At 39.8% G+C, this 12,302-nt stretch carries 8 protein-coding genes; all 8 read left to right on the top strand.

The features are described 5' to 3' along the window. Positions 1–232 precede the first annotated feature (232 nt). The 8 genes from P9Q65_RS09385 to P9Q65_RS09350 all read left to right on the top strand — a co-directional run bounded on the left by P9Q65_RS09385 (position 233) and on the right by P9Q65_RS09350 (position 12,164). The gene (locus P9Q65_RS09385; RefSeq protein ID WP_304509160.1) at positions 233–1,414 is read left to right on the top strand and encodes an efflux RND transporter periplasmic adaptor subunit; all 1,182 of its coding nucleotides are present in this window, start codon (positions 233–235) and stop codon (positions 1,412–1,414) included. Positions 1,415–1,424: 10 nt separating this feature from the next. After that, a complete protein-coding gene (locus P9Q65_RS09380) occupies positions 1,425–2,120 on the top strand; it encodes an ABC transporter ATP-binding protein (protein ID WP_304509159.1) in 696 nt (231 codons plus the stop codon). Beyond that, positions 2,117–3,322: an ABC transporter permease gene (locus P9Q65_RS09375; RefSeq protein WP_304509158.1), complete on the top strand. Its 1,206-nt coding sequence runs from the start codon at positions 2,117–2,119 to the stop codon at positions 3,320–3,322. Before P9Q65_RS09380 ends, P9Q65_RS09375 begins: the two co-directional genes overlap by 4 nt. Positions 3,323–3,733: 411 nt before the next feature. Further along, complete coding sequence (locus P9Q65_RS09370; RefSeq protein WP_304509157.1) at positions 3,734–7,216, top strand: DNA polymerase III subunit alpha; 3,483 nt, start codon at positions 3,734–3,736, stop codon at positions 7,214–7,216. Between the two features lie 13 nt (positions 7,217–7,229). Further along, positions 7,230–7,472 (top strand): trp RNA-binding attenuation protein MtrB, encoded by a 243-nt coding sequence (mtrB, locus tag P9Q65_RS09365; protein ID WP_304509156.1) that lies wholly within the window; start codon positions 7,230–7,232, stop codon positions 7,470–7,472. A gap of 23 nt (positions 7,473–7,495) precedes the next feature. Continuing rightward, entirely contained in the window at positions 7,496–8,476 is a 981-nt protein-coding gene (gene pfkA, locus P9Q65_RS09360) for a 6-phosphofructokinase (RefSeq protein WP_304509154.1), read from the top strand. Between the two features lie 375 nt (positions 8,477–8,851). Beyond that, positions 8,852–10,621: a pyruvate kinase gene (pyk, locus tag P9Q65_RS09355; protein ID WP_304509153.1), complete on the top strand. Its 1,770-nt coding sequence runs from the start codon at positions 8,852–8,854 to the stop codon at positions 10,619–10,621. 394 nt (positions 10,622–11,015) lie between these two features. Then, positions 11,016–12,164, top strand: a complete 1,149-nt coding sequence (locus P9Q65_RS09350) for a DUF819 family protein (protein ID WP_304509152.1) — start codon at positions 11,016–11,018, stop codon at positions 12,162–12,164. Positions 12,165–12,302 lie beyond the last annotated feature (138 nt).

The raw sequence follows: 12,302 nt of genomic DNA, 5'->3' as shown, positions 1-12,302 counted from the left end.
AATTTAATTTTTAAAGCGAGAAGCATTGCTTCTCGCTTTTTTTGTAGAACAAAGGTTTTATTGCGCTTCAGTTAATTGTATAAAGGTATGGCAATATTTCAAATATGGGATTGAACATATTACATAAATTAGAAAATTTAATAAATTAAAGGAATATTAAGAAATATTACCAAACTTTTTAGTATTTGGAATATATAATAAAACATATGAAAATAACCGAGGAGGCAATTATATGGCTTTATCTAAGAAAAAGAAAATATTAATAGCCGTTGCAGGACTGATTGTTGTGGCTATTGGCGCAAAAGTTGTGTTTGGTGGAAATAAGGCACCGGAGGGAATGATGGTGAGCACCTCTTTTGTAGAAAAACAAAACATGGAAGAGGTTTTAAAATTAAAAGCGGTTTTAGAAGGAACGGAAAGTACAGAAGTTGTGTCAAAATTACATTATGAAGTAAAACAGCTGCTGGTTAAAGAAGGGGATAAAGTAAAAAAAGGTCAATTGTTGGCCGTTTTGGATAGTTCTGATCTTACGGAGCAGATGAGCCTTAGCAAAGGAGAACAAACTTTATTGCAAATGCAGCAAAAAGAGTTGCTTGAGGATAGACAGGTAGAATATGATAAAGCAAAAAAGGATTATGACGACATTAAAGCTTTATTCGATATTAATGCAGCCAGCCAAAGTGAATTGGACGATGCAAAGAGAAAGTTGGATGACATTTCGGTGAAGGATGATGTTGCAGTTTTAACAGATTCTGAAAAACAAACAATGGACAATATGAATCGCAAGATAAGTATTGAAGCGGAAACATTAGAAGATTGTCAAATTCGCAGTATGATTGATGGTACAGTTACCCGTGTGAATACAAAGGTCGGCCGTTTTGCAGATGAAACAGATGATGATAAGCCTATGTTTGTAATTGAAGACATTGATAAGTTACAAATGAAGGTGTTGGTAAATGAAACGGATATTGCGAAGGTTAAGACAGGACAGGAAGTGGATATTACAGCTGATATTTTGGATGGGGAAAGCATAGAAGGCGTTGTAACTCGCATTTCTCCAACGGGTGAAAGTAAGGGCGCAAATTCCACACAGAGGGTAATTCCTGTTTACATAGAGGTTGTGGGTGCAAATGAAAAACTAATAGCAGGTATTACGGCGAAAGCAACCATTCATATTGCAAAGGCAGATCAGGTATTAACTGTGCCATATGAAGCGGTAAGCGAATTGGAGGATGGCTCGACTGTAGTTTATACTGTAAAGGAAGATAATACGATTCATATCGTGCCTGTAACAATTGGGTTAGAAACAGATCTTCTGATTGAAGTTCAGGAGAGTGAATTAACCGAAGGACAGCAGATTGTTCTGAACCCCAGCCTTGCGCTGACGGAAGGAATGACCGTTATTCCTCAGTAGGAGGTGCGTTATGAAGGAAGTAATAAAAATAGAAGAATTAAATAAAATTTATGACACAGGGGCTATTCAGGTGCATGCCCTGAGAAATGTATCTCTTTCCATAAACGAGGGTGAGTATGTGGCAATTATGGGTCAGTCCGGTTCAGGAAAATCTACCTTAATGAATATTTTAGGCTGTATGGACAGACGTTTTCAAGGAACTTATTTATTGGATGGCATTCCCATTGTAAATCAGGGTGAGGACGATCTTTCGGCAATCAGAAATAAGAAAATCGGCTTTGTTTTCCAGGCGTTTCAGTTAATTCCCCGTACATCTGCCTTGAAAAATGTGGAGATCCCCATGATCTATGGGGGAATGAAGGGGGAAGAGAGAAAAGCGAAGGCCACTGCTTTATTGGAAAAGGTTGGGCTGGGCGAAAGAGTGCATCATATGCCCAATGAGCTTTCCGGTGGGCAAAAGCAAAGGGTTGCCATTGCAAGATCGTTAGCAAATGACCCTGCCCTTATCCTTGCCGATGAACCGACAGGTAATCTGGATACCCGTTCCTCTCATGAAATTATGGACTTTTTTACAAAACTGAATGATGAGGGCGCAACGGTGGTTGTTGTTACCCATGAAGAGGATATTGCCCAATGCACAAAACGAATCATTCGCTTTCAAGACGGGCAGATTGTCAGTGATGAAAAGGTGGTGAAGGAGGGATGATATTTGAAAATATTAAATTGGCAATGTCTTCTATTTGTGCCAATAAAATGCGTTCCTTTTTAACCATGTTGGGTATGATTATTGGTATTAGCTCGGTTATTGCCATTGTATCGTTAGGGGATACAATGCGAAGTGTAGTAGCGGGTGAATATGAAAAAGTTGGTTCTGGTTTGGCTTATGCTTATATTATGTCTCCGGATGATGTTTATACAGAAAGCAATTTGTTTACAAAAGAAGATGCAGATCAATTGAAGGAGGGAATGGACGGAGCGGTTACATATGCTGGCTTTCGCAGTTCGACAAGGACTGATTTAAAGGTTGGCAGAAAAACGGAAACTGTATATTTATCGGGGTTAGCAGAAAATCCTACTGAAATGGAAGATCCTAAAATTATATATGGACGTATGTTAAATGATAAAGATATTTTGGAAAAGAAAAAATTTGTTGTATTGGATAGCACAACTGCATTCAATATTTTTGGGCAGGAAAATGCCGTGGGAAAAACGGTGAAATCTACTATTAATAGCCAAGTAGAAGAGCTTTTGGTTATTGGTGTATTTCAAAATACGGATTCGGCACTGATGAAGCTGATGAGTGGTGGCTCCTTTGCGAGTGCTTATGTTCCGGAAAGTATTCTGCTGGACGAAAATGAAAGTCAATGGTCATTATATTTCTGTATGGCTGAAGATCAGAATATGACACAGCTGCAAAGCAGAATACAGTCCTACATTGCGAGAATGAAAAACCAGGATGTAGAGAACGTGGTTTGTTATTCGGCAAAGGAGGAAATGGGAACCATAGATAAAATGCTGGGCTCTCTTTCTGCAGTGGTTGGAGCCATTGCGGCAATCTCTTTGGTGGTTGGCGGAATTGGTATTATGAATATTATGCTGGTATCTGTAACAGAGAGAACAAGAGAAATCGGGATTCGAAAAGCCCTTGGCGCTAAAACGCGAGATATTATGATTCAATTTTTGATTGAAGCAGCGGCAATTTCTGCGGCTGGGGGTATTATCGGAACTATTTTGGGTATTTCTGTTGTTGCAATAGGTGGTATGGTAGTGGGGGTTGGCGTTGTTGTCAAGCCAACTGTTGTACTGGTAGCTGTTGCATTTTCTGCCATGGTTGGTTTGGGTTTTGGTCTATATCCTGCAAGAAAAGCTGCGAAAAAAGACCCAGTTGATGCATTACGATATGAATAAGATGAAATTTAAAAACAGTGTGCTGTTATGGTATGCTGTTTTTTTATGGATTTTTGGGGAACTTCTTTCGGAAATCTGCACTTATGAAAAGCATTTCATTGAGCAATGATAAAATTGGTTTAAAACCCTTAACTTTTTAGACGCAAATTTTTCAATTTCAATATGTTACATTTGCTTTTACTGTGATAAAGTATAGATAAATCTTTCTTAAATTTTATGGGGTTTACAAATAAGGAATTATAATTACTGCAGGCGCAAAAAATAGTATTACATTTGAATGGCTATTTTAGACAATTTTGCATGGGATGATTTTGACCCACCGGGACGGAAATTATTTTTTCTCTTTTTTATACAGGAAAATTATGATATAATAAAACAAAATTTGCGAAAGTTAGTTTTAGGAGGTGCAAAATGGAGTTTATGGAAAATACAAATCAGACAAAGCCCTTTGTGCACCTGCACGTTCATACGGAATATAGCCTTTTGGATGGTTCTGCAAAGATAAAGGAACTGGTTCAACGGACAAAAGAGTTGGGGATGGATAGCATTGCCATAACGGATCATGGAGCGATGTATGGTGCTATAGAATTTTATAAGGCAGCTTTAGAGGCAGAGGTGAAGCCTATAATCGGCTGTGAGGTTTATGTGGCGGCAGAATCTCGCTTGGTTAAGGATGGAAAAGGCGGGGGTTACTATCACCTTGTGCTTTTGGCTGAAAACAACGAGGGATATCAAAATTTAATAAAGCTGGTTTCCTATGGATTTATTGATGGATTTTATTATAAACCAAGGGTTGACAAAGCTATTTTAAAAAAGTATCATAAGGGAATTATTGCCTCCAGTGCTTGTTTGGCTGGAGAGGTTGCCAGAAATATATTAACGGTTTCCTATGAAAAGGCAAAGGAATCAGCTTTGGAGTATTTGGATATTTTTGGAGAGGGAAATTTCTTTCTGGAACTTCAGGATCATGGCATGAGGGAGCAAAAGCAGGTTAACATGGCCTTGGTTCGCATGAGCGAGGAAACAGGGATCCCTTTGATTGCCACAAATGACAGCCATTATATTTATAAAGAGGACGCGGAACCTCACGATATTTTGCTTTGTATTCAGACGGGAAAAACGGTTTTGGATGATGACAGAATGCGTTATGAGGGCGATCAGTTTTATGTGAAAAGTCCAGAGGAAATGTATGATTTATTTTCCTATGCTCCGCAGGCCTTGGAAAACACAGCAAAAATTGCAGAAAGATGTAATGTCTCTTTTCGTTTTCATGAATTAAAGCTTCCTAGGTTTGATGTACCGGAGGGAAAAACAGCCCAGCAGTATCTCAGGGAAATTTGTGAGGCGGGTTTTCGGGAAAAATATCCCCAGGGCAAACAAGAGTGGAAAGAACGTTTGGAATATGAGCTTTCTACCATAGAAAATATGGGTTATGTGGATTATTTTCTTATCGTTTGGGATTTTATCAAATATGCAAAAGATAACGGAATTATTGTCGGCCCGGGGCGTGGTTCGGCGGCGGGGAGTATGGTTTCTTATTGTTTATCTATTACAACCATTGACCCATTAAAATATGACTTGATATTTGAACGGTTTTTAAATCCTGAGCGTGTAAGTATGCCGGATATTGATATTGATTTTTGTTATGAGCGTCGGCAGGAGGTCATAGACTATGTAATTCAAAAGTATGGGGAGGATCACGTTGCCCAGATTATTACTTTTGGAACTATGGCGGCCAGAGCAGCAATTAAGGATGTAGGACGTGCTTTGGCTATGCCCTATGCAGAGGTTGACCGGATTTCCAAAATGATTCCCACAGAATTGGGGATTACCATTAAAAAAGCCCTAACCATGAACCCTGATATGCAAAAGGCATATGAAACAGAAGAGGATACCCATCGGTTGATTGATACTTCCTTGCGTTTGGAAGGGTTGCCAAGGCATTCCTCTACCCATGCGGCAGGGGTTGTAATTTGTAAAGAACCGGTGATGGAGTATGTGCCTTTGAGTGCCAATGATGGGCAGGTCAACACGCAATACACCATGACGCTTTTAGAGGAATTGGGTATTTTAAAAATGGACTTTCTTGGCTTGCGTACCCTAACGGTGATTCAGAATGCAGTGCAAGAAGTGGAGCGTATTCATGGTGTTGCCATAGATATTGATGCAATCCCTGATGATGACGGGGAAGTGTATCAGCTGATTAGTCAGGGGAAAACGGAGGGCGTTTTTCAGTTGGAAAGTGCGGGCATGAAACAGTTTATGCGAGAGCTTCAACCCAAGCGTCTGGAAGATTTGATTGCCGGGATTTCCTTGTATCGCCCAGGCCCTATGGATTTTATCCCTAAGTATATCAAGGGGAAAAACAACCCGGAGAACATTCAATATACCCATGAAAGTTTGGAACCCATTTTGCAAAATACGTATGGCTGTATTGTATATCAAGAACAGGTTATGCAAATTGTGCGAGACTTGGCGGGCTATAGTCTTGGACGAAGCGATTTGGTACGCCGTGCCATGAGTAAGAAAAAAGCAGCGGTTATGGCTGAAGAAAGAAAAAATTTCGTATATGGCGTTGGGGAGGAAGTTCCCGGTTGCGTAAAACACGGGATTCCGGCGGAAGTTGCGGAAAAAATATTTGATGAAATGACGGATTTTGCTAAGTATGCCTTTAACAAAAGCCATGCGGCTTGCTATGCCGTTGTTGGCTATCAAACGGCATGGCTCAAAGCTCATTATCCTGTGGAATTTATGGCGGCATTGATGACAAGCGTTATGGATAATGCAAGCAAGGTCTCGAGCTATATTGAAGAATGCAAAAAAATGGGCATTGCATTGCTTCCGCCAGATATTAATGAGGGTTATGGGCACTTTTCTGTTTCCAAAGGAAGAATACGGTTTGGGCTTGCCGCTATTAAAAATGTGGGACGCAGTGTTGTAAATGCTTTGGTTGCAGAAAGGAAAAAAGGTGCTTCATTTCAGTCTATGACAGATTTTTGTAACCGAATGGAGACGGGAGAAATCAATAAGCGCAGTATTGAAAGCTTGATTAAAGCTGGGGCCATGGACTCTTTGGGGGGTGCCAGAAGTCAATATATGGCCATATATAAAAGCATTTTGGATGGAATTGGGCAGGCGAGAAAGAATAATATTGCCGGGCAGTTGAATTTATTTGAAATGGATATGGGAGAAGAAAGCTATCAGCTACAGGACGACTTACCGAAGGTGGCAGAGTATGAGCCAAGAGATAAGCTGGCAATGGAGAAAGAGGTTTTGGGGATTTATGTAAGCGGTCACCCTTTGGCAGAATATCAGGATAGACTCAGCAGAAAAACGAGTCACAACAGTTTGGATTTTTTGCCTGATGAAGAGGGCGAGGAGCGACAGCAGATTGCGGATCAAACCAAAGTCATTATTGGGGGCATGATCGCAGGAGTATCGGTAAAATATACAAGAAATAATGACAAAATGGCTTTTTTAACCCTTGAAGATTTTCGAGGAACGGTGGAAGTCATTGTTTTCCCAAAGGTTTATCAGCAATTTTCCGAACTTTTACTGGAAGAAACGGTTATACTGATTAAAGGTAGAGCAAATGTATCCGCTGATGGAGAAGCAAAAGTCATTGCATCCCAAATTCAGGTATTACAGTTGGAGGAAGAAAAAGTACCCACGACTTTGTGGCTGAAAATTGAAAACGGAAAAGAAATTTCTTTACAGCAAATTATAGCGGTTTTAATGAGACATAAAGGGAATATTCCCGTTTATATTTATCAAGAAAAAACAAAAGATAAAATGAAAGCCGAAAGAAAGTATTGGGTAAATGGTTCTTTGGAATTGCAGGAAGAGCTAAAGCTTTTACTGGGAGAAGCCAACGTAGTGGCAAAGGACAGCTAGGAGGAGATGCCGTATGGAGGAAAAGAGTGTAGAAAATACCCCATATATTTGTGTGAAGGCACTGGAAAAGGGTGTAAGCATCATCGGGGTTACACGAGGTGAGGTTACAAAAATTCACCATACGGAAAAACTTGATAAAGGTGAGGTTCTCATTGCTCAGTTTACTTCGAATACTTCTGCCATTAAAGTAAGAGGTGAGGCGGAAATTTATACGCAATTTGGTGTGATTCATACGGAAAAATCGGAGAAGGAATAAATTTGGGATAGGAGGAATATGTGATGGAAACGAAAAAGATTAAAAAAATCGGTGTGTTAACCAGCGGTGGGGATGCCCCAGGTATGAATGCTGCTATTCGTGCAGTCGTAAGAACGGCTCTTTTTAACGATATTCAGGTGACCGGCATACGCAAAGGTTATAATGGTCTGATTAATGGCGAAATCAAGGAGATGCATAGCAAAGATGTATCCAATGTGATGAACTTAGGCGGCACAATTTTGCATACGGCACGTTGTCCTGAAATGATGACGGAAGAAGGGCTGAACAAAGCAGCGGCGATTTACAAAATTTTAGGATTGGACGCATTAATTGTTATTGGTGGTGACGGCTCATATAAAGGCATGGCAGAATTGGCAAAGCTAGGGGTCAATTGCATTGGTATCCCTGCTACAATAGATCTGGACATGAATAGCACGGAGTATACCATTGGTTTTGACACTGCCGTGAATACAGGGATGGATGCTTTGAATAAATTGAGAGATACCTCCAGTTCTCATGAACGCTGTTCAGTAGTTGAGGTTATGGGGCGTGATGCCGGATATATTGCGGTATGGTGCGGTATGGTTGGTGGCGCTGAGGATGTTATGTTTCCCGAAGCAAAGGATGTTATAAATAGCCAGAGGGTAATTCAGCAAATTTTAGAGAACAGAAGCATTGGAAAAAGGCATAATTTGATTGTAGTTGCGGAAGGTGTTGGCGGCACGCAGAAATTAGCAAAGGATATTCAAGATATTACTGGTATCCAGACGAGAGCCACCATCCTTGGTCATTTGCAAAGAGGCGGAAGTCCCACAGCAATTGACCGCATGCATGCTTCCATGATGGGTTATCATGCCGTAAAAGCCATTATGGAAGGAAAACAAAATCAAGTTGTAAGTTTTAATAAAGGAAGATACGAGGTCATTGAGCTGGTGGAATCTATGGGGATGGAGAAAAATTTGAATCAAGATATATACAATGTAATTAAAATTCTTGCCATTTAACGGACTTTCTTCCATTCCTTGCCGGTTAAGGAGAGGGATTTGAAGAAACGCATGAAGGAGGAGAGAACTCCGAGAGCATGCGGGTGTTGCAAACATGGTTCGTTATACGTAAAATTATGAAATAATTTTACGTATAGTCGAAGACAAGACTTTCTTCCATTCCTTGCCGATTAAGGCGAGGGATTTGAAGAAACGTATGCAGGAGGCTGGAAATTTCTACTGCATATAGGCTGTTGAAAACACAGTTAGGAAAAGAAAGGGGCTTTTGCGGCGGAAGAAAAGTGATTCTCAGAACAAAAGCCAGCGTCTACTTATCTAAGAATTTTTAATTACATTTTATATTAGATTAATTGTACAGAAAGAGGAGGTACTGCAATGCGCAGGACAAAAATTGTTTGCACACTGGGACCAGCAACCGACAGTGTTGAAATTATGAAGAAATTAATTGAAAATGGGTTGGATGCTGCCCGCGTAAATTTTTCCCACGGAAATTACGAATCTCACGGGGAAACAATTAAAAAATTAAAGCAGGCCAGAGAGGAACTGGGAGCGCCAATTCCGTTGATTTTGGACACCAAAGGCCCGGAAATCAGAATTAAAACCTTTGCCGAGGGTAAAATTTTTCTGGAACCGGGAGACAAATTTACATTAACCACGGAAGAAGTGGAGGGAACAAAGGAAAAGGTATCTGTAACTTATTTAGATTTGCCGAAAGATTTACAGAACGGTTCTCGAGTATTAATTGATGATGGCTTAATTGAGCTTAAAGTAGATCACATTGCAGGCCCTGAGGTGCAGTGCTCCGTTATAAACGGTGGTAAGGTTGGTTCAAGAAAAGGTGTAAATTTGCCTGGCATTAGATTGAATTTACCCTCTTTAACAGAAAAAGATATTGATGATTTAAAATTTGGAATTGCAAATGGTTTTGATATTGTAGCGGCATCCTTTATTCGTTCTGCTTCTGATGTAACAAGAATCAGAAAAGTATTAGAGGATAATGGCGGCGAGGGCATTCATATTATTGCGAAGATTGAAAATCAAGAGGGTGTAGACCACATCGATGAAATTTTAGAGGTTTCTGACGGTATTATGGTTGCCAGAGGGGACTTGGGCGTGGAGATTCCTCCAGAAGAAGTGCCTTTGGTTCAAAAGCAGTTGATTGCAAAGGCCAACCAACGTAGTAAGCCGGTTATTACGGCTACACAAATGCTGGAAAGCATGGTCAATAGCCCAAGACCAACAAGAGCAGAAGCAAATGATGTTGCAAATGCAATTTTTGATGGCAGTGATTCTATTATGCTTTCTGGGGAAACAGCAGCGGGTAGTTACCCCCTTGAGGCTGTTGCAACCATGGCGCGTATTGCGGAGAAGGCAGAAAGCAGTATTAATTACAGCAAATTATTAACCAGACAGCCGGATGGTGTTACAACCAATATTACTAACGCAATTAGTTTTGCTGCTTGTACAACGGCTGCGGAATTGAATACAGCTTGTATTTGCACCATAACACAGTCAGGTTTTACTGCAAGAATGATATCGAAGCATAGACCCATTTGTCCTATTGTTGCAGCAACTATGACCGATCAAGTTTGGCGTCAGCTTAATTTGGTCTGGGGATGCAAACCAATGCTGCATAAAGAAAAACTGCCCCAGGGAAAGGTTTTTGATACCGGTATGAATATTATTCAGGCAAGCGGGCTTGTGAAAAACGGGGATACGGTTGTCTTGGCATTGGGTATGCCCCTTGGTGTAAGCGGAGCAACCAATACCCTTCGTGTGGATATCGTTGGAGATGTGCTTTGCAAAGGCATTGGTGTTGGGACAAAAAAAGCCAGCGGTAGAGCAAGAATCATAAGAATGCGTGAGGATATGGAGCGTAATTTTCAAAAAGGAGATATTCTGGTTGTATCAGCTACGGATAATGACTTTATGCCCTATATTCAAAAAGCTTCTGCCATTATTGTGGGTCCTATGGATCATAGTGATGACTGTCATGCAGAAATTGCAGGAAGAGCACTGGATATCCCCGTGATTATTTGTAATGCAAAAGTAACGGATTTTATTCCCGGTGATGCATTGATTTCAGTAGATGCTTCCACAGGTTTTGTTTATGCAGGGTTGCCTGGAGAAAAACAAAAAAATTAATTGTTTCATATATTGAAGGCCATGTCCGGGGGACATGGCCTTTTAAATTTTAGAATAAAAAAAGTTATTAAATTATTAAAAAAAACATTGATATTTATTTTAGGATATTTGTTTAATACTACAAAAAATTTATGATTGAATTTGTACATTTTTTTTGTTTTGCATGAAAATAAATAGAAAAAAATATAATAAAGATATAAATGTTTTGTTATATGAGTTATTGACAGGTTTAAAAAATGGTGATAATATTGTGAACAAAGATTCAAGATATTGAATTAATTCAAAATATTGAATGATTCTTTTGGAATCTTGTTCTGACATTTTTGTTTTGCAGCAACAAAAGTGCAGACGCGGAATTTTACATGATTTATTTTTATTTGGAGGAGGAGATATTATGACTGGTACAACATTAATTAGTGCTGACAATACGTGGGCACTCATGGCCATTACTTGTGGCTGGGTTGCATTTTCCATTTATGCAGAACAGACATGGGCTTGGGCATCAAAGCTGTCAGGTGCAATTATTGCTCTGATTGGTGCGTTATTACTAACAAACTTTAACATTATTCCTACAAATGCCCCTTGGTTTGATGACATTATTTGGGGTTATGTGGTACCTTTGGCTATTCCCCTGTTGCTGCTGCAGTGTGATATCCGTAAAATTTGGAAGGAATCAGGAAAATTATTGCTTATTTTTTTAATTGGCTCTATTGGCACTACTTGTTCAGCAATTTTGGCATTCAATTTATTGAAAAACAGTGTTCCTGAACCGGCTAGTGTTGCTGCAATGATGACAGGCTCTTACATTGGCGGTGGCGTTAACTTTGCTACATTGGCAGGTTCTTTCGAAATACCGGGAGAGGTTGTGGCCGCAACAACAGTAGCAGATAACCTTTTGATGGCTTGTTACTTCTTTGTATTGATTGCTATTCCCGGCATCAGCTTCTTCCGCAAAGCCTACAAACATCCCCACTTGGATGAGGTTGAAAGCGTTGGTGTTGATGAGGCGGCAAAGACACAGGCTGCTGCTTACTGGGAAAGAAAACCTATCTCTTTAAGGGATATCGCAGTTGATTTTGCAATCAGTGCAATTATTGTTTGGGTTTCAGTGGAAATTGCTAAAATTTTCGGTGTAATTATCCCTACTAACAACGACCCTTTGAAGATTATCAATGCATTATTAAGTAACAAATATTTAATTATGACCACAGTAGCTATGCTTGTTGCAACATTTGGTGCAAAGCATGTTGAAAAAACAGCAGGCACCCAGGAAATTGGTACATATTTGATTTATTTGTTCCTGTTCGTTATTGGTGTTCCTGCATCCATTAAACAAATTTTGGAAAATGCTCCAATGCTATTTGTATTTTGCTTAATTATGGTTGTTGTAAATATGCTTTTCTGCTTTATTTTTGGCAAGTTATTTAAATTCAATCTGGAAGACATTATTCTTGCATCCAATGCGAACATTGGCGGCCCTACGACAGCGGCGGCAATGGCAATTTCCAAGGGTTGGGTTAAGCTGGTAGGTCCTATCATGTGAGTTGGTACCCGGGGCTATGTCATTGGAAATTTGTTAGGCGCGTAAACATAAGAGATTTTAAAGAGACGAAAAGAGGAGTAATATGATTTTTGACGGACATTCCGACATCTTTACTGATGTCACCATCAAACGCCTGCT

It is taken from the genome of Anaerotignum sp., from assembly GCF_030625865.1.
Taxonomy (GTDB): domain Bacteria; phylum Bacillota; class Clostridia; order Lachnospirales; family Anaerotignaceae; genus Chakrabartyella.
The sequence above is the reverse complement of the archived record's forward strand: the minus strand, read 5'-3'. Positions and strand labels throughout refer to the sequence as shown.